Annotated in this window: 22 protein-coding genes and 3 pseudogenes; 4 read left to right on the top strand and 21 right to left on the bottom strand. The window is 46.4% G+C overall.

All coding sequences use genetic code 11. The annotated features are described in order from the left end of the window. Positions 1 to 10: 10 nt before the first annotated feature. Positions 11 to 1,522 (bottom strand): cyclic diguanylate phosphodiesterase, encoded by a 1,512-nt coding sequence (locus KW829_RS16655; protein ID WP_218308658.1) that lies wholly within the window; start codon positions 1,520 to 1,522, stop codon positions 11 to 13. 994 nt (positions 1,523 to 2,516) lie between these two features. Here KW829_RS16655 and KW829_RS16650 point away from each other — a divergent pair. Then, entirely contained in the window at positions 2,517 to 3,119 is a 603-nt protein-coding gene (locus KW829_RS16650) for a helix-turn-helix transcriptional regulator (protein WP_218308657.1), read from the top strand. A 206-nt stretch (positions 3,120 to 3,325) separates the two neighbouring features. On the opposite strand, the gene KW829_RS16645 is transcribed toward KW829_RS16650, so the two are convergent. Both KW829_RS16645 and mgtS read right to left on the bottom strand, forming a co-directional pair. Further along, the gene (locus KW829_RS16645) at positions 3,326 to 3,826 is read right to left on the bottom strand and encodes an NlpC/P60 family protein (RefSeq protein ID WP_218308656.1); all 501 of its coding nucleotides are present in this window, start codon (positions 3,824 to 3,826) and stop codon (positions 3,326 to 3,328) included. Between the two features lie 689 nt (positions 3,827 to 4,515). Continuing rightward, entirely contained in the window at positions 4,516 to 4,599 is an 84-nt protein-coding gene (gene mgtS, locus KW829_RS16640; RefSeq protein ID WP_371317577.1) for a protein MgtS, read from the bottom strand. Between the two features lie 551 nt (positions 4,600 to 5,150). Here mgtS and KW829_RS16635 point away from each other — a divergent pair. Together KW829_RS16635 and KW829_RS16630 are read left to right on the top strand one after the other, a co-directional pair. Then, complete coding sequence (locus tag KW829_RS16635; RefSeq protein WP_218308654.1) at positions 5,151 to 5,654, top strand: hypothetical protein; 504 nt, start codon at positions 5,151 to 5,153, stop codon at positions 5,652 to 5,654. A 469-nt stretch (positions 5,655 to 6,123) separates the two neighbouring features. Next, positions 6,124 to 6,312: pseudogene (locus tag KW829_RS16630) on the top strand (protein deglycase HchA); the annotation flags it as partial. A 156-nt stretch (positions 6,313 to 6,468) separates the two neighbouring features. Here the strand turns inward: KW829_RS16630 and KW829_RS16625 are convergent. The 18 genes and pseudogenes from KW829_RS16625 to KW829_RS16540 all read right to left on the bottom strand — a co-directional run bounded on the left by KW829_RS16625 (position 6,469) and on the right by KW829_RS16540 (position 20,181). Then, complete coding sequence (locus KW829_RS16625; protein ID WP_218308653.1) at positions 6,469 to 7,554, bottom strand: porin; 1,086 nt, start codon at positions 7,552 to 7,554, stop codon at positions 6,469 to 6,471. A 93-nt stretch (positions 7,555 to 7,647) separates the two neighbouring features. Then, complete coding sequence (mgtE, locus tag KW829_RS16620) at positions 7,648 to 9,030, bottom strand: magnesium transporter (protein WP_218308652.1); 1,383 nt, start codon at positions 9,028 to 9,030, stop codon at positions 7,648 to 7,650. 1,108 nt (positions 9,031 to 10,138) lie between these two features. After that, positions 10,139 to 10,457 (bottom strand): annotated as a pseudogene (locus KW829_RS16615) (ISNCY family transposase); the annotation flags it as partial. A 105-nt stretch (positions 10,458 to 10,562) separates the two neighbouring features. After that, complete coding sequence (locus KW829_RS16610) at positions 10,563 to 11,048, bottom strand: GNAT family N-acetyltransferase (RefSeq protein WP_218308651.1); 486 nt, start codon at positions 11,046 to 11,048, stop codon at positions 10,563 to 10,565. Next, positions 11,036 to 11,302 carry a DUF1778 domain-containing protein gene (locus KW829_RS16605; RefSeq protein WP_014172304.1) on the bottom strand — a complete coding sequence of 89 codons (267 nt, stop codon included), beginning with the start codon at positions 11,300 to 11,302 and terminating at the stop codon, positions 11,036 to 11,038. The genes KW829_RS16610 and KW829_RS16605 overlap by 13 nt, the downstream gene beginning before the upstream one ends. Before the next feature lie 167 nt (positions 11,303 to 11,469). Beyond that, positions 11,470 to 11,691: pseudogene (locus KW829_RS16600) on the bottom strand (transposase); the annotation flags it as partial. Positions 11,692 to 11,849: 158 nt separating this feature from the next. Continuing rightward, positions 11,850 to 12,137, bottom strand: a complete 288-nt coding sequence (relE, locus tag KW829_RS16595) for a type II toxin-antitoxin system mRNA interferase RelE (protein WP_218308650.1) — start codon at positions 12,135 to 12,137, stop codon at positions 11,850 to 11,852. After that, positions 12,137 to 12,376, bottom strand: a complete 240-nt coding sequence (gene relB / locus KW829_RS16590; RefSeq protein ID WP_182947005.1) for a type II toxin-antitoxin system antitoxin RelB — start codon at positions 12,374 to 12,376, stop codon at positions 12,137 to 12,139. The genes relE and relB overlap by 1 nt, the downstream gene beginning before the upstream one ends. A gap of 270 nt (positions 12,377 to 12,646) precedes the next feature. Beyond that, on the bottom strand, positions 12,647 to 13,450 hold the full coding sequence (locus tag KW829_RS16585; protein WP_218308649.1) for a carboxymuconolactone decarboxylase family protein: 804 nt from the start codon (positions 13,448 to 13,450) through the stop codon (positions 12,647 to 12,649). Positions 13,451 to 13,465: 15 nt separating this feature from the next. Then, on the bottom strand, positions 13,466 to 14,161 hold the full coding sequence (locus KW829_RS16580) for a putative quinol monooxygenase (protein ID WP_163387512.1): 696 nt from the start codon (positions 14,159 to 14,161) through the stop codon (positions 13,466 to 13,468). Positions 14,162 to 14,210: 49 nt separating this feature from the next. Beyond that, positions 14,211 to 14,807 (bottom strand): NAD(P)H-dependent oxidoreductase, encoded by a 597-nt coding sequence (locus KW829_RS16575; RefSeq protein ID WP_163387510.1) that lies wholly within the window; start codon positions 14,805 to 14,807, stop codon positions 14,211 to 14,213. A gap of 37 nt (positions 14,808 to 14,844) precedes the next feature. Then, complete coding sequence (locus KW829_RS16570) at positions 14,845 to 15,222, bottom strand: DUF1330 domain-containing protein (RefSeq protein WP_218308648.1); 378 nt, start codon at positions 15,220 to 15,222, stop codon at positions 14,845 to 14,847. A gap of 38 nt (positions 15,223 to 15,260) precedes the next feature. Beyond that, on the bottom strand, positions 15,261 to 16,280 hold the full coding sequence (locus KW829_RS16565; RefSeq protein ID WP_218308647.1) for an aldo/keto reductase: 1,020 nt from the start codon (positions 16,278 to 16,280) through the stop codon (positions 15,261 to 15,263). A 2-nt stretch (positions 16,281 to 16,282) separates the two neighbouring features. Beyond that, complete coding sequence (locus KW829_RS16560) at positions 16,283 to 16,855, bottom strand: NAD(P)H-dependent oxidoreductase (protein WP_218308646.1); 573 nt, start codon at positions 16,853 to 16,855, stop codon at positions 16,283 to 16,285. A gap of 150 nt (positions 16,856 to 17,005) precedes the next feature. After that, the gene (locus KW829_RS16555; RefSeq protein ID WP_218308645.1) at positions 17,006 to 18,040 is read right to left on the bottom strand and encodes an amidohydrolase family protein; all 1,035 of its coding nucleotides are present in this window, start codon (positions 18,038 to 18,040) and stop codon (positions 17,006 to 17,008) included. A 102-nt stretch (positions 18,041 to 18,142) separates the two neighbouring features. Then, a complete protein-coding gene (locus KW829_RS16550; protein WP_218308644.1) occupies positions 18,143 to 19,090 on the bottom strand; it encodes an aldo/keto reductase in 948 nt (315 codons plus the stop codon). An 84-nt stretch (positions 19,091 to 19,174) separates the two neighbouring features. Then, positions 19,175 to 19,864 carry a type 1 glutamine amidotransferase domain-containing protein gene (locus KW829_RS16545; protein WP_218308643.1) on the bottom strand — a complete coding sequence of 230 codons (690 nt, stop codon included), beginning with the start codon at positions 19,862 to 19,864 and terminating at the stop codon, positions 19,175 to 19,177. Between the two features lie 11 nt (positions 19,865 to 19,875). Beyond that, positions 19,876 to 20,181: a hypothetical protein gene (locus KW829_RS16540; protein WP_045910563.1), complete on the bottom strand. Its 306-nt coding sequence runs from the start codon at positions 20,179 to 20,181 to the stop codon at positions 19,876 to 19,878. 139 nt (positions 20,182 to 20,320) lie between these two features. Here KW829_RS16540 and KW829_RS16535 point away from each other — a divergent pair, with 139 nt between their 5' ends. Further along, positions 20,321 to 21,241, top strand: a complete 921-nt coding sequence (locus KW829_RS16535; protein ID WP_218308642.1) for a LysR family transcriptional regulator — start codon at positions 20,321 to 20,323, stop codon at positions 21,239 to 21,241. The last annotated feature ends 167 nt before the right edge of the window (positions 21,242 to 21,408 follow it).

Raw genomic sequence — 21,408 nt, 5'->3', positions numbered from 1 at the left:
TTCAGTCTTGTTATTTGGATACCTTAGAGAGAAAATCAACAAAAGGTACGGGGACTGAAAAATAGTACCCCTGAAAGTAATCTACTCCCATGCGTTTCAAAGCAAGAAATTGCTTTTCATTCTCAACACCCTCGGCAATTGTTAGACAACCTGTACTTTTCGCAATTGTGACAATGCTTTTAATTACTTCCATGGAAAAGCTATTTACTTCAAAATCATCAGTGAAGATCTTATCAATCTTTAAATAATCTGGAGTAAAAAGTGAAATGTAATGATAGTTAGCATTTCCGGTCCCAAAATCATCAAGAGAAAATTTTACTCCAGCCAAACGAAGCTCCTGAAGCACTTGTAATATTTCTTCAGAACGATGAACCTTGTCTCTTTCGGTAATTTCAAGAACGGGTTGTATACCCTGATGTGAGAATGTGTCAGAAAACGAACGGCAGGTCTGAATGATCTCGCCTGTAGAAAATTCGTTAGCGCTGACGTTGAAACAAATTAACAGCGAGCTTTCAGCGTTTAAACAAGTGTCATTGAGAGCTTTAGTTACTTTTCTAAAACAATAATTAGTAACGCTCTTTATCAGTCCGGCCTGCTCAGCTGCAGAGATGAAGACATCCGGCGGGATGTTACCCTGGATAGGGTGTCTCCAGCGTAGAAGCACTTCTCCCCCCACTATTTTCTGATTTCTCCCATCAATAATGGGTTGAATCACTGGCACTATCTGTTTACGCGTAAGTGCATTCTTAAGTTTAAACTCTATGGTTTGCCTGTAAAGCAAATAACGACTGAAAAGTAACGTTGTCAGAAAGGAAAAAAAAGTGACGATCAGGATCATCTCTTTTTGCTGCTGCAAGAATACCGCAGGCGTACTCATAAAATGAGTATCCGCCATCAGTGTATAATCAAAGTGGCTGGAATGAATAAGAACGGAATTTTCAAGTTCAGGCACTGCCGATACCTTTCCCTCTGCGTCCATAGCCTGACTTCCAACTAAAATATAGAAAGTTGATTTTCCCTGAACTGCACTGAGCACATTATATATATAATAGCCATCGATACCCGCAAGAGCAGTACCATCCGGTTTATCATCTCCCTTGTACACCAGTAACGATCGTGTTGGTGTCACAGAATTACCCTGGAGAAGGAGCAAACCACCATGAGCATAGTCAGCCAGGTGAATTTTGTAGTTCACCCCTCCGAAAACTGACGTACAATAAATTTCTTCATTTTTAACAAGATTCACCGTCCTGACATCAGGAATTGTTGCCACCAGGGTTCTGATACCCGTCAATACCACATCATTACAGTCTCTTCCTAACCACTGGCTGGCTTCGTTGGCAGCCTTATGTCCATGAAAAAGGGTTAAGTCAATGCTTTTCATGGCATGATGTAACGACTTGCGTAGTTCCTTATCAAGCGTATTTTGCATCTGAATCAAGGTGGTGTAGAGCCCAATCAACATACTCAATATGAAGAAAAGCACAAGAAGCAGTATGTTGGTGTGCCTGAAAGAAGACATTCTTTATTTCCTAATTTTCTCTTTTATTAAGATATAGATGAAAAGCTAAATATTGCAACAACGATTTTACTCGAAAAGTTTTCGGCTTAATTTTTTTAGTTTACATCAGTCATCCCATAAGCATGTCATGACTGCACATCTGTGGATTCATTTTCAGGGGGTATAATAAGGTCAGAATTATCTTAGTAAAATACTATATAAAAATATCACATGTAAATGAATGAATTAAATTGCAAGATTGCATGATTATTTCCTTCATCCTGTTTTACATATTGAAGGCGGTAATTAGTCTTTGGTGCCTTTATTTTCCTGTTTAACGGGTAAACTGTCACAGATTTGTTTTTTTGTAGAATTTATCCTCCTTTTTACAATGGGTGTATTGAAGTTTGGCTTGGGTATTCTCTGTCTTCAGGTAGCAAAATAATTTTTGCTACATTCGAGTGTTTTTTTTCAGAGTGAGCTGGAATAAATACAGGCCCTTACGTGATTCCCGTGGCGATATATTCGACAAGATTTTTCGTGTGAAAATTATACAAATTGAACCAAAAACACTTCCAGACAATTAAGGAAAATTGTGTTTTTGCATGTTATTCAACAACTCGTTATTTTATTCTGCAAAGATGATAAATACGAAATATTCAGCTGATGATCAAAAAGTGAAACCTAGAGAATAAAGCCCTAAATGGGAAGTACTTTTCATTATTATACTCCGCTCTGAGCCTTATTGTTAAAGCTAATGACTGAGCCGGTGGGTGATAAGAGCGGCAATACTAAAATGAACGTCGTGTTTACAAATAAATCAATGGTCATATAATTGGCTTTGAATTAAAACGTAGTTATAAAATTCTTAATACACAATATATAAAAGCAATCATAGAAATATTTATAATCACTGGCATCCATCTTTTTTGCTTTTTATCATTCGATGAAGCCTTTTGATAGGAACAATACGGCTCACTGTAAATAACTCTTATAAGGCCGGAGGATAAGCTAAATGATTTTCATCTTCACAAGAAATACCTTTTTATTAAAAGGCCTTCAGGAGTTATACTATCCTTTAAAACTTGTGGATACGTTATCCAATGATGCTTTATCAAATGTGGACTCCTTAGTTAATATAATTAAAGATGATGACTTTTTGATTAAAGACGATACGGTAGATATAACCAATATATTAATTTGTCTTTTAAAAGAAAATGTTACACCAAAGTTAATAAGACTAAAATCAAAGAATTTTTCTATTGTTGACTATGTCATATATCCTTGTTACATAATGGAGTTCAATCAACCTTTGTCAAAATTTATTAGAATGATTGACGAGGTAAAGAGAAATGATATTTCATTACGTTTACACTTCTCTCAACTTACATCTCAGGAAGAAATTGTCTTGATTATGTCCGTCAAAGGGTTAAGCATTAATTCGATTGCCAAAAACTTAGACTTATCTATTAAGACAATATATCATCATAGAAGAAAAGCCTGCTGGAAAATGGGTTTTTCGAGTTTCACGTCGTTGATGATATTCTGGCGGCCAATTTATACATCAGTGTTGTTTGATAAGTGGATCGCAGTCAAATCCAGGAAAAATATAATGTGATAAGACCCTTAAACCGGTAATACATCACGAAAACAGTTCAGAATTTTAACCATTTAAGTTATTTCTTGTGCTCGTTTTTTATCAAAGAATCAATATGTAGATGGTTGCATAAACTGTCTATATCATTCCTTATGGGAAGTGTTCTATTGAGTACTGATCAAGGATGAGTGGGCCTGTGATGAGACTATAAATTGATAAAGATTTTATCACAGTAAAACTCGCCGCGCTGTGGTGAATTTTTCTATCCAATATTGACTCTGCAAACTGGAAATCTTAACACCTTTGCTGGTTGATGCATGAATAAAGCGATTATCTCCGATATAAACGCCAACATGACGTTCTACATTTGTTATATGGAAAAAAATAAGATCGCCTGGGCGCAGGTCTTCGCGAAATGTCTTTGAGCCATGCTTAATTTGTGCTGAAGTTGTACGTGGTAGAGGGGTATTAAGTATATCGCCAAAAGCATTGTTAAAAATCTCCTGCATTAGAGAGGAGCAATCAATTCCCTTTTTTGAGGTTCCTCCTAATCGATATTTCACACCTTCCCACTGGGCATATTCCATAAGGATCTTCGTACGAATTTCATTTTCAAAAAATAATCTTATCTCCTCCGGGTTACTTCGAATTGGAGAAGAGAGCACTGAGCTGGAGAAGACGAATGGGAGCAGAATCAGGATGCGCGTAAAAAAAATTTTTATAAACATTATATCTCAGGGTGAAAAGTGTACGAAATTTGTTCACAAAGTATACAGTCTTATGTTGTTAAGCAAGGACTAAAATGATTTAAAACGATTAGTAATTAGTTAATTTTATCGAATAATCCTTTGTGATCAATGTAGTTAAGATATCCCGTGCTGCATTTTAAACGCAATCCGTTTGACCGTTGTTTAAAATTGAAAAGAAAGAATGCATAGATATGACATGCGATGCTGACACAGAGCTAACCGGTTTTACGACGTGATTTATCCATCTCACTTGTACAAATCAGATGACACAAACCACGTCAGGTAGTTTTACTGAAGGGAAAATCATCATCTGCTTTCACTTCAACGTTTCGCAGTTTATTTTTGGCTGAGTACATCAGGGTTTCGTTAGCGAAAATCAATTGATCAATTACAGATAGGATCTATTGCTTTTTGCAAAACATCAGAAACTGATGACACAAATTATGTACAACTTAATCGAAAGGGAGGGGTAGCCATACGTTAATTTACATAAGATGAAACCATCAAGAGTATAAATATTATTGATGTTATTTTCTGGTGTTTTTTTGGTGTTAATGCAGAAATAGTGAAGAAATGAGATATGCGACAGGTGTTACGAATTAAAATGACATAGGCTCCTGAATAGTGTTATTCAGGAGCCTACATAGGTAGTGGTGCCTCAACTCTCATTAATCATCCCATTTCAAACTTAACCATGCAGCAATAAACCCGAGAAAAACACAAGCTCCGAGTATTGCAATGAATAAATCCATGTTGCCTAACATAATTATCCCTCCGTCTATTGTATTTCGATAGAAATACCTCTCGTCTAAAAAATGCTTTATGATCTGAATAAATACATTTTAACCATCTAACCTTAAACGCAACCTATACGTAACATATTAATCTTGTACTCAAAACTACAAACACCCTCAACTGAGCTTTTACAGTTTTGTTAGCCTCTCATCACATGTATTGCCCTGTGTCTGCGTACTGCCAGTTCCTCAGCCCCAACCTGACTATGAGGTAAACTGACATCATCCTGATTGCTGTCGGTTAAGGACTCATACCGTGAACCGACAAGACACAACAGCTCAAAGAGTCAGCATCAAAAGTCACCTTTTACCGGGCTGAGGGATGTCAGTTTAAGATCCAATCATCCCCGGTGTATTACGCCAGTTGCTTTACTGCAGCGCTCGTTACATCGGTACCCATTGAACACTATCCTGGTTCTGTTCACGCCTTGGCGATGTAGCCACTGCTTCACGATGTCTGGGGGCGAGACACGTCGCTTCCTGACGTGGTGGGGGATATAGTCTAGGTCTTGGACCGTAAAAACCCTTCCGGGATTCAGTATGATCGCGTTATCCGGATGCCTGATACGGATGAAGCACTGCGTCGCATGACGGATGCGAGGATCGCGAAAGTGAAGCAGCTTTTAAACCAGAGGGGTCTCAGAGGGATGCCTCTGCTGTTGGTGACGATTAACGGTAATGAGCACATCATCGGTGGCCACGGTCCTAGCGGGCGTGAAATTTTTTTTCCCGCGGTGCTCGCTCATATCCATCACAACGGTGAGATCCACGAGCTGGTCAAACACCCTGACACGATCTTTAATGACTTCAGCCGCTGCAAGCGGGAGGTTGAAGAGACCAGCCACTGTTATAAAGCCTACAGCGCAGCCTTACAGATTGCAGAATCAAACGACTGTGCTCCTCAGGGCATTATGATGAAGCGTAAGTTTAAAAATCTGGTTGAACACAACGTATCGTCGGTTATTGAAGAAGAAATTAATGTGGAATGTGGCTCAGGAACCACCAGGAGGTGACCGCTTCGTGATGCCTGGCGAGTAACCAGTATCAGCATCTCCTTTAGCCGGCGAGTTCAACGTCACGATGACCGGATGACGCACTGACCCTGCCTCACCGGAAAGGGGGAAGCACACCCTGTGGTATTCATGATGGGCATGGGGATTCCCGGGGTGAATTTCGCCTCCGGGGATGAGGTGTGTTCACGGTAAACCGTCTGGCCGGGATCCGGACAGAATGTGAGGGGCCGGGACACTAGAGCAGAGAAGGCGGACAGGTCTGTGGTGAGGGGGAGTATTCACAGGAGCGTTGCTGTCGCCGGATGTCATGTCCGGCGGAGCAGGGGAGACAGGTTGCAGATTACGGATTATTTACCCTTATCCGTCGTGACAGGACTGCTACGCTTAGCAGTCTCAGGCACCTGCGGACATCAGGGATGTCCTTACGGTTACGGCAGATTGCTTTAATTTTTCCGGATGAGGATGAACCATGACGGATGATACCCGTAAACAGCCCCAAACCAATCCTGCTGAACAGAATGCCTTCTTTCCCTCCGCGTATTCGCTCAGTCAGTTTACCAGCCCGGTCTCCGATCTCAGCGGGGCTGATTACCCGAAGCGGTATACCGGTAGCCATAAGATCCTCGTGATTGCAGCGGATGAACGCTACCTGCCAACCACTCCCTACACTTAAGCAGTGGGCTGACGCAATATGAGTCGCAGATCACGTTCCCTTGACTGAAGAACCCTAGCCACTTTAACGTAACCCCGACACAATAAGACTCACATGAATTTCATGTCCACTCGACTTGTAACAGTGATAGACAAAAACTCATCAGAAGTTATATACCATTCCGGCTGCGGTGATATTGGAAGAACTCAACTCACGGGCTTTTACTGCATCCAACGAACCGTTCAGACGGTTTATTTTATGCTCCGCGTAGAGAATGAAGTGATCACTGAGTTCATAAAACAACGCCAGGTCAAGATACTTCACTCTGTCAAAACGGGAAAACTCTGGCGTGTAAGCGACTGACTGAAGCCAGCCGATGGACGGACGAAGCCCGGACTCAAACAGATACTGCGCAACAACCTCAAGATTTTTTGTTTTAGGTGCCACCGAGCCATCATTGAATGCCGTCATATTGTGCGTCTCTCCCCAGGTCGTTGCGAAGTAGAATGCCGAATCTTCATACTTCAGCGATGTGGCCCATGCTTCAGCATGTTCTCCCAGATCCATAATCTGTCTTTTTTGCTCGTCTGTGCGTCCGGATCGCATATAGGCCGCTGATAATGAAAAACCATATTCTGATTCAAAGCTGGCGGAATATGCCCAGCCCTGACCATTTTTCCGCGTGAGGTCTCTCGAGCCTTGATTCTGACCTTGATACTGTATGGCAAAATCAAGACCTTCAACCTTTCCAAGAGCATCCGGGATCCTCAGAGTCGTCAGATTACTGGCACGCCCTGCCATGAAATTATCTTCTTCAGTGTAGGTATCATTGCCGAAGACAGGCAATACGTCGGTCCACACCGCAGTATCATAAAGCAGCCCTTCATTTCTGCCATAGTCAACAGATAGGCCTGATTCTGCTTTTAGTCCGGTATAAGACAACCAAACTGAAGAGTCACTCTTCTCCTCAACATCATTACTCTGAGCGTTATATTCAAAAAAACCATAACCTGATAATTGATCATTTAAAGGCATCTCACCTAAAAAACTCAAACGGGCATACGTTTCATCGCCTCTTTCATCGTTGTCAGAAGATAATTGATGATAGGCATTAATTTCCCCAAGAATTTCTACTCGAGTTTTATCTTTATTATAAATTTCCACGGCATTAATTTCGAAAGGCACAAAAACCAGCGATAAAAATGCAGCAGGCTTAACTTGTTTTACGGTACGGTTAATAGTAGACATCAGATGTCCTTGTGGTATCAGCTATTTATAAAAAGAGAGGAGACAACACCCAAAATATTTAAGGTCTCCACAACAAGCAACTGACTCGGATATTTAGCCCGCCTGAGTAAGCAGCTCGCCGAGCAGAAGCCAGGAAAAACCGAAATAGATAAACACACCCAACAGATCCATAATGGAGGTGATCAGCGGAGAAGAGAGGGTGGCTGGATCGGTGCCAATCCGACGGGCAACAAAGGGCAACAGCGCGCCTATGATTCCGCCCAAAATTGTGCAGACCAGCATACTGAGACCTACCACAAGCATGACGTCCACACCCACCCCTTTGGAGAGTTGTGCAAGGGCCACCTCGAGCAAGGCGATAACCAGCCCAAGGCCCATGACAACAGGTAATTCCCGACGGATCACGAGCCAAACATATCGCCACTTCAATTTGATTTCGCCGAGTGCCATCCCGCGAATAACCAGCGTAGCTGACTGGCTGCCAGTGTTTCCCCCCATATCAATCACGGGAGCAAGAAAGGCAGCCAGAATCACAATTTCTGACAGGATCTCTTCCTGAGCCGCCACGAAGTTGCTGGCAATAACCCCAAACACTGTCAGCAGCGCCAGCCAGAAAACCCTGACGCGAAACATCTGGTGAAAAGGGGATGTCATGATGTCGAGGTCACTTGTTTCACCAAGCGTTGTCCCTCCGAAACGGGCCAACTGTCGAACATCCTGTTCTTTTTCAATGTCCATGGCATCGTCCATCGTCATGATACCAAGCATCTTTCCCTCATCGTTCAGCACGGGCAGTGCCAAAAGATTGTAATGACGGATGAGCTCTGCCGCTCGCTCTTTAGGCCAGTCAACCTTTACTGAGACTGGATCAGGACGCATGATTTCCTTCATCATTAACCCGTCGCTGGCCACGAGCATCTCGCGAAGTGAAACGGTTCCGTTCAGACCACCCTGACTATCAAGAACATAAATAATATAAATAGTCTCCTTCTCTGAAGCTGTCGAACGGATGTGCTTCAGAGCATGTCCCACCGTCATTTCCGCCGATACGGTGATAAAATCAGAGGACATTTCTGACCCAGTGGTGCCTTCAGGATGCAAAGACATACGCAACATATCTTCACGCTGTGCTTTCGGCAGTGCAGACAGTAAATCACGGCGCACCCGATCGTTCATCCGGTTATAAATATCAGCCCGAACATCTGATGGAAGATGCTCAAACAGTGCGGTCATCACCTCACGGGACATTTGCTGAAGCAGATTGTTCTGACGCGTATCGGAGAAATGGCTGAATACCATTGCTCGATGGTGCGATCCGAGACGGCTGAGGATCAGTAATGTTTGGCTGATGCTGAGCTCATTCAAGATTTCTGCTAAATCGGCAGGATGCAAGTTTTTAACTTGCTGCGCGATCTTATGCAACACCGACGGGTGCGATGCGTTACGAAGCTGGTCGACGAGTAATGCTTTATTCATGCTCTTTTCTTCCACCCTTTCGCGGGCTCTGGTTTAGAGATTTTTATTATCCGGTTACAGGTAAGATCGTTTCGACGAAGCATTCAAAATGCCTATGTCGGCGAAAAACATGAATGGCTACAGAATTGTCATTCATACTGACAACCCTTTCATCCTTGAACCGGCATTAAAATAAGAGCCTATTCCAGTCAATAAGAGAACACTCACTGATTCCATTGTTAGTTGTGGCTATGCCTATAAAAGTCAATGGAATGGCTATCAACATAAAAACGTAATGTTCTAACTCTATTTTATGATCTGTGAAATAAGCTGAAAATTTATATTATTGATGACCTTATAATTTCAAGCTTCCTGGTGTATTACTCTCTCAATCACGTTAATGTTAATCCGTGATTTAACAACGGACAGTTAGTCAGATCATGTCAATCTGACCGCAGCCAAAATCTAACAAATCATTTTTGAATGAAACCTAAACAAATTTTAAGAGAAAATATTTTCTCAACCTTCACCCTGAAAAGTCAGTGGGCTCGGCAGCATTATTTCCCTCAGGTAACAGACACATAATCAAAGCGTTCGATATCGATACCGAAACGAAAGACATGCCATCCGATTGACGTCCAGCAGTGATCATTTCAGTACAGAGAAGCGCTTTGAAAACTGGCAGTTGCTGTAAAACTCAGATCATGGAGAGTTTAAGGACACGCGCGCTCAGAGCATCAATGGTCTGGAAGTTTCTTGATTATGAGACGAAATTCAATGGGATAACTGAAGTCGACGTAAAATCAGACATTTCTAATATATTAATGGTTAATTTTTTAAATTAATTGAGGTATTTTCTCCAACGTGATCCCTTAAAAAAATAAATGATGTTATCGCGTTTATGCCATTTGCCGGGCTTGCCCGGCTTTTTTTTGGCTGCAGTCTACATCCGCTTATTCTATCGGTCTGATGATTCAAAAACTTAAGTGAATGGCGGACAGTATCTGTCAGAAAACGCCAGCCGGCAGGCTGCGAGACATGTAGTGAGACGCTGGCCGATAACTTCCCGGAGGATCCAGATTCGGTTTACATCGTTCATTGAGAAAAACTCCGTTCCATATGCCGTTATGAGTCTCATTTCCTTGATAAGCCGATCCTGAAGTGTCTGATTTGCCCGCTCCACTAGGCCTTTAGTCTGTGGACTGTTGGCACAAATCAGCTCGGCCCCCAGTTCAGAAAGCACACCTCCAAACTGGGTAACGCAGGTTGTGGTTGAACCACCATTATTGACTAATACCGTGCTTGTCGCTGTAGAACGTCAGGGGCTTGCCGTAGTGCTCGAGATACTCGCGGGTGGCCATCATGTAATCAAAGGCTGATTTAGCCTCACCAAAGCGGAGGTGCATCAGGCAACCAGTCACGTCATCAAGTGACATCAGAATATTGCAGTTACATTATTGGTGCGCATAACAAAGATTATGTTAAATAAAATAATATAATAATTATAAATCAATGTGTTATATATCAAGCAAGCCCCCTTTCTTCCTCAAACCTCACTGTGGTAACTTTAAAAACAATGTCCGTTCCTGAGTTTGTGATGCCTTAAAGCCATGGTGAAGATAAAAGTTTTTGGCTTCTTCAGTCAGTGCATGAACCATAATCGCACGGACTCCAATATTCTCAGCTACACGGTAACAACGCAGAACTGCATCATGCAGTAAATCGGCCCCGAGCCCTTGACCACGGAATGAAAAATCGACTGCCAGGCGAGCAAGTATGATTACGGGAATTGGATCTGGCATATTGCGCCTGAGGCTTCCCGTTGCTTCCACGTGGTTAACGCTGCCGGTGGCCAGAGAGTAAAAACCGGCAACCTGTTTCGTTCCTGTTTTACACACAACGAACGTTCGTGCTGCACCAAGAGCCTGGTTTTTTAATCCTCTCTGTTTAAGCCAGTCATCAAGTACTGCCTCACCACTGACGAACTCTGCTAGTTGATGGGAGCTGGATAACGGTTCTGGTGCTGTTACACGTCCCACTGAGGTTTCCTTGCCAGGAGTTTATTGATGGCAGCGTCATCCGCGACTGGCGCATCGAGCATATCGATAAACTCAGCATACTGCTCATCGTTAAAATTGAATACGCGACGATCGAGGATCACATTCTCAGCAGCCTGGCACGCCATTTCAAGTATAAAGTCCGTGCGTGATTTATGAAGGATTTCTGCAGCAGCATCGATAAGTGCTCTTTGAGACTCCTTGGCTCTGAGGTTGAGCTGGACATCTGATTTCATGAGTGTGCTCCTTGTATAGCAATTGCTTTACAAGCATATCACAATGATAGTGTATAGCAAACGCTATACACTCGCACCAAGAGGTACCTGAAATCCCTCTGCTCCTACTAAACGTTTTTTCTCTTCCCTATAGTCCCGCGAACCACACGCCGACAGGCAAATGCGCCCCTGGAGATGCGTGCCCTGAGCGTCAAGATCTCGCTTTTGGCTTCCAGTAAATCCCGGGCATGCTGTTCGGTATTATCAGGCTTGATAACCCGTAAACACTTGTAGAGGCTGTGCGCAGTCCCACCCAGACGGTTAGAGAATTCGGCAACGTAATAACCTCGCTCCGTGATCTGATGGACGGCTTCTTCCTGAAATTCATGTGTAAATCGTGGTGTGCCCATACGTGTTTCCTGTGCTCAAGCTATAGGGCAGGATCGTCTACCGAGGAGGGAGCTGTACACATGATTCTGATCTATCGAGTAAAATCGGTACTTACAATCGTGTCAACACAAAGCAGAAATGGCACATTCACTGCGAAAAAGAGATGTCCTGCTTTTTTTCAGAGAATGCGTTTTACCGCCTCGCTATAAACTTCCGAGCGCTCTCTTTTCCCAACAGAAATCACGAAGACGACAACCTTTTCGTCTATGACCTGATATACAAGACGATAGCCTGAAGACTGGCGCTTAATCTTGTAGCAGTCAGGCATTCCACGAAGCTTGTTCGCTTCAATTCGGGGTGACTCAAGCACTTCAGCCAGCTTCTTTTTCAACTGCTCACGTACCGTCGAGCCCAGCTTTCGCCATTCCTTTAGTGCCCGCTCGTCAAAATCCAGAAAATACGCCATCAGAGCTCATCCAGCGTCACACGTACTGGCTTAGGATTGCGAAGACGCTCTTTCACTATCTCCACGAGCTCAGCATCCTCATCGCTCAGGAGTATCTGTTTGAACGGCAAACGTTCATTGTCAGCAATATATTCAAGCATGAGACGAAGCGCCTCAGAGGGAGTTACACCCATTTTTTCAAGCGCAGCGTAAGAACGCGCTTTAAGTTCATCGTCAATACGCAGATTTATGCTACCCATGTCCCTCACCCCTTGTAAATACAAATGTCATTACAAGTATCGCACTACTAAATGCTTAGGGCAAGTCACGAAGGAAGTCAGAAAACGAGATATCAGAAGGGTGATCACAGTCCCCTTTGTGCCAAAAGCAGACCTTACTGACATCACTGTGAGATAGCCATCTGCGGGCAGGTTAAGGTGTACTACGTGGTGATAGCCACGATTTTCTGTATGAAGAGGCAGAAAAAAGATACGGAAGGCCCCCCTAAAAGCGGGTCCTTCCTGAAGATTTTATCCTTTACTGGACGACCGATTACGTACTACCTCACCCACAACCGGGGCAGCGGTAAATGCATTTGGCCACCCAGCGTAGAATGCGGCCTGGGTAACGACCTCACCAGCCTCTTCGGCCGAAAGTCCATTATCCATCGCTCTGTTGAGGTGATAGCCAATCTGTGCACTTTGTCCTGATGCGATTAATGCGCTGACCGTAATCAGGCTTCTGTCGCGGGGTTTCAGCGCGGGTCTTTGCCAGAGATCCAGGAACAGTGGGTCAGCAGTGAATTTAACCAGGCCTGGAGATATTGGGCCAACATTTTTTTCCACTGTTTCTGAACGCTGCTTTTCTGCTTCCTGATTGAGGGGGAGCAGATCCGGAGAAGCTTCAGGAAGTGCATCTGCTGTGACGCCACGAGATTCAAAAACCGCTTTGGTCACGCTGACGGCTGACATTGCATTTGGCCAACCTGAGTAGAAAGCCAGATGGGTAATGATTTCTGACACCTCCGCTGGCGTAACGCCAGTATCAAGGGCAATGTCTATATAATGCTTAAGGTCGCCAGGCTGGTTTCTGGCAATTAGCATGGCGATGGTCACTATACTACGATCCCTGGGCGAGAGGGCATCGCGTGTCCACAGATCTTCAGTAATAGTTTCTCGGCCAAAGCGCGCCAGAGCTGGTGAGACAGAACGAATATCAGCTTCCGAAATCGCTGAAGGTTCAATTTTCATCATAGCTTTACCTCTTGTTTCCTCAGCATTAGCAAAATCAGAAATAACAAGCGACATGGCCGCCGCTGCAATTACGCTTTTCATGTTAATCCTCACTGGTCAACGGTGCGGATCCTGTTTGATTCCGCCTTTGTTACGAAGAAATACCGGTTTTACCGGGATAGCGTCCTTCCTGGCGCTCATATGCGCCGTTTGCCTGAGGTAATCCAGGAAGTGTGGCGTTTGTCGGTGCAGTTGATAATCCTCCTCACTGGCGTAAATCTCATAGAAATACCAGCGATTTGGAGTCTCTGAATCTGTAGCGGCATACATAGCTAACACGCCTTTCTCTACTTTGAGCGACTCGGCCATTTCAGGAAGGACGATGTTTTTAAATTCGCTCTGAAATTCAGGCTTTACCTCGACGATCACCAGATTATTGATGGTTCGCTCATTCGGTATGATGTGTTTGTCGCCCAGAAACTGTGGCTCCAGGGTGATTTTCTTTTTCCTGTCAATAATGTCAGGTGCACGAGCAGCGAATGCTATGTATGGGGCGGCATTGAGATGTTTGCGATAAGCACTCTCATTTTCATAGAGTTCGACCATGAATGCCTGACCTGGATTGTCGTTGCGTTGCAGGGCATACATCGCCAGCGTACCTGCTTCATGATCAACCGAAGCGGAAATCGTCTGCCTGGCCACGTCTGCAAAGTCGTTGTCCCTATCGGGCCTGACGCCGAGCTCGAAGATATTCATCACTGGCTTATTCGGCGCGTCCGGTTTTGTTGCAAAGACAGGGCTGCTTATTAGCATGCAAATTAAAAGAATAAGGCTCTTTTTCACGATGATCCTTTTATTGAAATTACTGTTTAAGACGTTCTATAAGTTGGTGTTGGTAAGAAGGTAACCGATCGCTGCTGGCGCTCTCAAAGACGAGGGGAGGAAGCCACGTCATACCTGCGTGCAGGGCGCTTGCCTTCATCGGTAAAAACACATCCGCAAGCGATACCCCGATCCTGCCGTCCGGCCCGTAAGTAGAGCTTCCCCCCGCAGCCGTACTGACTACAAGCATCTCCTTTCCCTGCCACAAACCGGGTCCGACACTCCCCCAGGTTTCATTCAACCAGGCCTTCATCATCGGCGTAATATTGAACCAGTGTGTCGGGAAGATAAAAACGACACGACTGTGTTCACGCATCATTTTTCGCTCCGCGTCGCCATTAATCTGACGTGTATCATAACCATACAAAGTCTCAAGGTTGCGAACCGTCACGCCTTCCAGACTCTCAGCGGCTTCCTGCAACCCCTTTGTCAGAACTGAGCGCTCTGGATAAGGGTGAGAGACGATAACGAGCGTTTTAATGTTGGTTTTTTCACGACTATGTGCATGTCTGACGGGCATGAGGAAGATAAATGCAAACAAAAACAATGCTGCTGCTCTGCGCTGACGTAACCACATCATAAAACCTCCTTTGTCTTAATAAGGTAGTAAAGCGCTATGGCGTAACAGGAGTCAGTTCCGGTAATCCTTCGACAATATAGGTTCGCGAATTGCCGGCACGGTGACGGATAGGGATGATCTTCTGGTACGCTGCCGAGTTATACCAGTCCTGGGCATTTTTAAGACTCTCAAACTTAATAACAACCAGTCGGCCCTGTGCTCCGAACCCTTCTTTAATATCGGGTTCACCTCCTCTGACGATGAAGCGTCCACCAAAGGGCCTGAAAGTTGACTCAACCTGAGCGCTGTACGGTTTTATCGCTTCACGGTCGGTTGCCTGAAACTCTGCGATATAATAAGCAGGCGTTGCCGCCAGTGCTGAAGATAGCCCAGAGAGCGCGAACAGAAAGGCTACCGCTGTTTTAAAAGTCATCCTTCCTCCTGATGGTATTTCATGAAAGTGAATAAGGGCTACCGCGTCCAGACCTGCTTAACGGCTTTCGTTTGCGGCGTGTTTTGCGCCATGATCCCCGTCAGAACATGCGGCTGGTAGGTTTCTTCCAGAAACCGGATTTCCTCCGGGCTCAGTTGAAGATTTACTGCGTTTACCGAGCCATCGACGTGATCTTTTTTTGTGGCCCCTACGACAGGTGACGTGACTTTTGTCAGCAGCCAGGCGAGTGAGATTTCCGTCATGGACACCTGATGTCGTTCAGCAAGCTCGGCGACGCGCTCGATAATGATCCGATCCTGTTCAGACGTGCTGTCATATTTTCCGCGGGCATAGGCATCCTCGGTGGCTCGCCGCGTGTGGCCTTCTTTCCGGGCGAGACGGCCGCTGGCGAGCGCGCTATAGGGCGTCATTGCGATATCATCTTCAGCGCACAGACCGAAGAGCTCTCGTTCATCTTCACGCATAATCAGGTTGTAGTGGCTTTGCACAGAGACAAAAGGCGTCAGCCCTTCGCGTTCGGCAAGGGCGTTCGCTTTCGCCAGCTGCCAGGCATAGCAATTGGAAATACCAATAGCTCGCACTTTGCCCGCAGTAACGGCGGCATGAAGTGCTTCAAGCACCTCAATAACTGGCGTGTTGTAATCCCAGATGTGGTAGATGTAGAGGTCGATGTAGTCCATCCCCAGATTCTGAAGGCTCTGGTCGAGCGATCGGGCTATTGCCTCTTTTCCGCCGATCCCCGCTGCAACTTGCGCGGCGGTTCGCGGCAGAAACTTGGTGGCCAGCACCACGTCCTCGCGTTTTGCCATCTCCCGCAGCGCCTGGCCAACGTATCGCTCGCTGGAGCCGTTCTGATAGGCGATGGCGGTATCGTAAAAATTGATACCCTTTTCGAGGCCGTAGCGGATGATGTCGCGGCTTGCTGTTTCGTCCAGCGTCCAGCTGTGCTGGCCCGTCAACGGATCGCCAAACCCCATACACCCCATGCAGATGCGGGAGACAAGTAAGTCACTTTTACCGAGCCGGGTATACTGCATCGTTATTCTCCCTCCGGATTATTCACGACGGTATTGAGCAGGTCGACAAGCCTTGAAGCGTGCTCCCGGGCAAGCGTTTTTTGCTGCGCGATTTTGTCGGCATCCCGGTCGGCGTAGCTAATACCGCAGGTATAAACCGGCGCCAGCAGCTCAAGATTGCACAGCCTTGCCGTGGTCTCGAATGGAATAAGATACTCTTCAATGGTATGGCCAAAGAAACCGTCAGCGGTATAGAGAGCCTGTGGCGCCCCTGTAGTGAAGGAGAGGATCAGCTTTTTACCGCCCAGTTTCGCCGTTGAGCCATGCGCGAAGCCGTGAACAAAGACCTCATCGAGCCATTGTTTCATTAATCCTGGCAGCCCATACCAGGAAAAAGGGAACTGCCAGACAATCACATCGGCCCTGAGCAGGCTTTCCTGCTCCGCAGCGATATTGATTTTGCCGTCCGGATAGAGCCAGTCCAGACGACGAATCTCAGCATCGGGAAGGGCGGTCGCCACTTCATCAAGGATAGTGGCGTTGGCGACGGAATGGTTCAGCTCAGGATGACCGGAAATAACAAGGATATTTTTCATTTCAATAAGTTAAATGTCTTGGTGAATATTTAACCCAGTATAGAGTGACAATATTATTTTTTTTAGAGCAGTAAAGGCTCATTCACTTTTAGACAAAAACTAATAATGGTCGGCCGAACTTATTGTGCCCAGTCATCATGATCCGGTGAACTAAACCGTGATGCCCAGTAAACGTTCTGCATTGCGAAACGCGATGGCCTCTTTTTCAGCCTTGTTGACGGGCAGACTGTCTATAAAGGTTTTTACACCGTCCAGGGTCTGATAGGGATAATCAACGGAGAACAGGATCCTTTCAGCACCCATTAACGCGTAGATAAACTGGAAGTGCGGCAGTGTCAGCATACCTGACGGGGTAACGTAAACGTGTTCCTGGAAGGTTCTCGTTAGCGTGCGTGACAGACCCGTTGCAGCCAGTGGTAGGCTGTCATCAAGACGCTGGAGCCAGAAGGGTAACATCTCCCCCCAGTGGCCACTGATTACCTGCAGGTTGGGATATTTATCAAATGCGCCCGATAACATCAGCCGTAACAAATGGATCCCGGCTTCGTGATGCCATCCCCAGCCAAACATAGAAAGCCTGGCGTTGACCTCTGCGCTGAAGCCCGTGAAGTAGGCCTGCTGTACGCTTTTAAGCGGTAATCCGGGATGAAGATAGAGTGGCACATTCAGTTTATTAAAGCGGGAAAGCAGGGAGTCATAGTCAGGATGATCGAGAAAGCATGAAGAGGGTCTGCCATTCAGCAGTGCTCCTTTAAATCCTAGTTCTTCAACTGCGCGGACAAGCTCTTTTTCAGCCTCTTCCGGCTGTGCCCAGGGAAGGGTGGCAAATGCCGCGAAGCGTTCCGGGTGATTGCTCACCGCCCCGGCAAGGCGGTCGTTTGCCGCCATATTTAATGTTACCGCTTCATCCTCGGGTGCCAGCTGGGGGAATCCCCCCACAGAGAGGATCTGCATGGTAATTCCCGCCTCATCCATATCCCGGAGGCGACGGTTTCCCAAATCAATGCCTTTCTGGTTTATCTGGGCATTCTTTTCAATCTGCGGCCGGCTTCGGTCCGGATGATGACCATCAGCGACGGTTTTCCCCCAGTCACCAAGGAAAGGCGCCTGCTCAAGGGCAACGGGCATACACGCTCGTCCTAACTCGCTGTCGAGATAATGTTCTTCGAGGCAAATGATTTTCATATTCTTAGCCTTCATACACAGCAGTAAAAGTGATGCAAATCAGGATCGCCCGGAACAGACCGCTCGTGAGTGACATTCATGACAGTCTGTCCCGGACGGGGTTTACACCATCGGTTTTTCCCATGCGCCTCGTGTATCCACTCTGGTCTCTGCGGCGAGTTGTTCCAGCAGGCTGATTTCCTCATCGCGTAACTGGATATCTGAAGTACTGGCGGCGTCCAGAACGTGATGGACTTTAGTCGCACCGATGAGTGGAAGGGTACCTTTCGCAATAGCCCATGCGATGGCTATCTGTGCAACGCTGGCATTCCTCTCGGCCCCCATTTTTTTCATGGCGGTGGTTAATCTCTCTATCTGCGGCAGCACTGCGTTATAACTTTCGGCCCGGCCACTCCCGGCAGGCATGGGATGATTCGAATCATAACGACCACTAAGCGCGCCTTGCTCCAGGACCATGTAAGCAAAGAACGTGATGTTATTTTCTCGGCAATACTTAAGGATCCCGGCCTCTTCAGAGGCGCGATAGAGCAGGCTGTAATGATTCTGTACTGCACTGATGGAATAACCGGAAGCGTTAAGGATCTCGTTGGCGCGTCTGATTTGTGCCAGATTGTGGTTGGAAACACCGACGCGTTTTACCTTACCGCCTTGTAAGAGTGGGATCAGTTCTGGCGTCCATTTCTCAACGTCAAGGGGATTGTGGATCCAGTAGATATCAATCGCTTCCACGCCCAGGCGTCCAAGGCTGGCCTCAAGCATATCGCTGACAGGCTGCGCTGACTGTTCGTCCGCAATCTGCGGCGTGAATTTGGTGGATAAAATCATGTCCTCGCGAACAAACTGACGGACTAATGCTCCCAGCGCAGCCTCGGAACTTCCCATGCCATAGACTGCTGCGGTATCCCAGAGATTGAGGCCCTTACTCATGGCCGTGGTGAACACCTCTGCCATCTGAGTATCAGAAAGATTATTACCGAATACAGTGTCGCCACCGGCAAAGCCTGTGCCCCAGGACCAGGTGCCCAGCGCGACGGGAGGAAGAGTTTTCATATTCAGCTCCTGAAAAAAGGCCGGAATGTTGCTGACTTAAACCGGCCAAAGAGGGTGAGTAACGGTGAGAGACAGATGAATGAATTAAGTTGGCTGGCGGAGCGCATTTAACAGCGCCACACCGACACCGTGCGCTGAAGCGGGATTCTGCCCCGTGATAAGGCGACCGTCGGGAACCACGTTTTCAGACCAGTTCGGGGCTCCATGATGAAGCGCACCGTGCTCGCGGAGTGCAGTCTCAAGCAGGAAGGGAACCACATCTGTGGTGTGAACTTCTTCCTCTTCCTTGTTGGTAAAAGCCGCCACGTTTTTGCCTTTCACCAGGTATTCTCCGCTACTGAGCTTTGCGTCAACCAGTGCCGCAGGTCCATGGCAGACGGCTGAGACAATCCCATTACTTTCATACACTTCGCGGATAATACGCTGGGCATCCTGGCTATCACGAAAATCCCACATGGTTCCATGCCCGCCCGCAAAGAAAACGGCGCTGTAATCGGTACCGTTCAGCCCGGATAACGCAGGTGTTGATGCCAGGCGCTGCTGAAAATCGGTTTCGTTCCAGTACCAGGCGTTGACAGGGTCACTGAGGTCAAATCCATCCACCGGCGGCTGTCCCCCGCGAATGCTGGCTATCGTCGTTTTTAGTCCGGCATCTTCCAGTACTTTCAGCGGATGCGTCAGCTCGGCTAGGAAAAAACCGGTCGGCACACCGGATGCGCCTTTAATCGGATGGCTGGAAACGACACACAGCACGGGTTTATCGGCAGGTTTCATATCGGGCCTCATTATTTATTTTTAAATTCAGCGGCAAAGAGATTTTCCCAGTTAATAAATGAGCCAAGCGGAATGCACTCGAAGCTTAATAAGCCTGCTTTTGCCAGCGGGAATTCGGCCATTACGTTCATCGCTTCATCGACAGAGTCGCATTCAAGAAATATAGCGACGCCAGGTCGGTCCTGACGGAAGTAGATGTCGCGGATGAAGCCGGATTTATACAATCCCCAGGCGTGCAGCGCTTCAGCGTTAAGGTGCGGAGCATATTTTTCCAGCGATGCTCCAGGTGCAGGGATATCCAGACATAAAATTCGCATCATAGTCTCCTGAACTCAGGTCGTTGTAGAAAGAGACTAAAGTATAAGAGGCGTATTTCAGGAAGATTAGAGGGGCATTGACTTAAGCATCTTTAGACTGTACTTAATAATCAGGCGGAGATTGCTTTAGGAAAACATTATGAATAACGCCCTGTATAACCAGATACGCATCTTTCAGAGCATTGCACGTGAGGGCAATATTTCGGCAGCCGCAAGAAAACTGGAAATTACGCCTCCCTCCGTCAGCAATGCGCTAAAGCTGCTGGAAGAGCATATTGGCCATCCGCTTTTTGTGCGTACGACCCGCCGTATTGAGTTGACGGAAACCGGGCAGCTGTTGCTGGAACAGACCGCTGCGGCGGTGGAGTCGCTGGAACATTCGCTTGAAAGCATTCGCGACCAGAATCAGGAGCCCTCTGGTGTGGTGCGAATTACGCTCTCGCGTTTTGCCTATCTGTTAATTCTTAAGCCTGCAATGGCGAAATTCTGTCAGCAATATCCGGGTATACAGCTGGAAATATCGGTCTACGACGGTACCGTGAATGTTATCGAAGAGCGTTTTGACCTTGGGATCCGTTTTGGCGATATTCTCGAAGGTGGGGTGGTGGCGCGGCCGTTAATGAAACCCTTTCGTGAAGGGTTATATGCATCCTCAACTTATATTCGCGAGCATGGAATGCCCGAGGTGCCGGCTGACCTCAGTCAACACAAGCTGATTGGCTACCGTTTTATCACTAACAACCGCATCCTTCCGTTGATTCTGAACGATCGCGGAGAGCAGTTGACGGTTGAGATGCCCGGGCAGTTAATCAGCAACGATATTGACGTTATGGCAGACGGGATCCGTAACGGGCTGGGCATTGGGCGTTTGTTTGAGCCTGTCTGGCAGTTACAGCCTGACAGGGAGAAATTTATACCCGTGATGGAGAGCTACTGGAAAACCTATCCGCCGGTATATCTCTATTACCCAAAAAACGCGGGTAAAACCAAAAGAGTGAAGGCCCTGATTGATTTTCTGATAATCACTTCAATGGGCGACTCACAGGCTTACCCTGACTGACGTCCTCTCGGACCTTCAACTCAGTTAGCTCGTCCGCTCTGTGCCAGCGGACGTGTATAACAGCATGGCCTCTTTAACAATCACTTTTTTGAAGCTCCAAAGCAATGCAAGAAGCTGGCTAAAATTACCAGTCAGCGTCAGTCTGGAGCAGTTATCGATACAGTTTC

Origin of the sequence: Enterobacter sp. ENT02 (genome assembly GCF_019219165.1) — a bacterium.
GTDB lineage: Bacteria > Pseudomonadota > Gammaproteobacteria > Enterobacterales > Enterobacteriaceae > Enterobacter > Enterobacter mori.
Note: the sequence above shows the minus strand (reverse complement) of the source record. Positions and strands in the feature narration are given on the sequence as shown.

Bases quoted from the DNA above. Each gene is read 5' to 3' on its own strand.
- KW829_RS16535 (WP_218308642.1), top strand. From the start codon at position 20,321: ATGAATAACGCCCTGTATAACCAGATACGCATCTTTCAGAGCATTGCA.
- KW829_RS16585 (WP_218308649.1), bottom strand. From the start codon at position 13,450: ATGAAAAGCGTAATTGCAGCGGCGGCCATGTCGCTTGTTATTTCTGAT.
- KW829_RS16655 (WP_218308658.1), bottom strand. From the start codon at position 1,522: ATGTCTTCTTTCAGGCACACCAACATACTGCTTCTTGTGCTTTTCTTC.
- KW829_RS16650 (WP_218308657.1), top strand. From the start codon at position 2,517: ATGATTTTCATCTTCACAAGAAATACCTTTTTATTAAAAGGCCTTCAG.
- relE (WP_218308650.1), bottom strand. From the start codon at position 12,137: ATGGCGTATTTTCTGGATTTTGACGAGCGGGCACTAAAGGAATGGCGA.
- KW829_RS16555 (WP_218308645.1), bottom strand. From the start codon at position 18,040: ATGAAAATCATTTGCCTCGAAGAACATTATCTCGACAGCGAGTTAGGA.
- mgtS (WP_371317577.1), bottom strand. From the start codon at position 4,599: ATGGATTTATTCATTGCAATACTCGGAGCTTGTGTTTTTCTCGGGTTT.
- KW829_RS16565 (WP_218308647.1), bottom strand. From the start codon at position 16,280: ATGCAGTATACCCGGCTCGGTAAAAGTGACTTACTTGTCTCCCGCATC.
- KW829_RS16575 (WP_163387510.1), bottom strand. From the start codon at position 14,807: ATGTGGTTACGTCAGCGCAGAGCAGCAGCATTGTTTTTGTTTGCATTT.
- KW829_RS16545 (WP_218308643.1), bottom strand. From the start codon at position 19,864: ATGAAACCTGCCGATAAACCCGTGCTGTGTGTCGTTTCCAGCCATCCG.
- KW829_RS16560 (WP_218308646.1), bottom strand. From the start codon at position 16,855: ATGAAAAATATCCTTGTTATTTCCGGTCATCCTGAGCTGAACCATTCC.
- KW829_RS16550 (WP_218308644.1), bottom strand. From the start codon at position 19,090: ATGAAAACTCTTCCTCCCGTCGCGCTGGGCACCTGGTCCTGGGGCACA.
- KW829_RS16580 (WP_163387512.1), bottom strand. From the start codon at position 14,161: ATGCTAATAAGCAGCCCTGTCTTTGCAACAAAACCGGACGCGCCGAAT.
- KW829_RS16605 (WP_014172304.1), bottom strand. From the start codon at position 11,302: ATGAAATCAGATGTCCAGCTCAACCTCAGAGCCAAGGAGTCTCAAAGA.
- mgtE (WP_218308652.1), bottom strand. From the start codon at position 9,030: ATGAATAAAGCATTACTCGTCGACCAGCTTCGTAACGCATCGCACCCG.
- KW829_RS16645 (WP_218308656.1), bottom strand. From the start codon at position 3,826: ATGTTTATAAAAATTTTTTTTACGCGCATCCTGATTCTGCTCCCATTC.
- KW829_RS16625 (WP_218308653.1), bottom strand. From the start codon at position 7,554: ATGTCTACTATTAACCGTACCGTAAAACAAGTTAAGCCTGCTGCATTT.
- KW829_RS16570 (WP_218308648.1), bottom strand. From the start codon at position 15,222: ATGACTTTTAAAACAGCGGTAGCCTTTCTGTTCGCGCTCTCTGGGCTA.
- KW829_RS16540 (WP_045910563.1), bottom strand. From the start codon at position 20,181: ATGCGAATTTTATGTCTGGATATCCCTGCACCTGGAGCATCGCTGGAA.
- relB (WP_182947005.1), bottom strand. From the start codon at position 12,376: ATGGGTAGCATAAATCTGCGTATTGACGATGAACTTAAAGCGCGTTCT.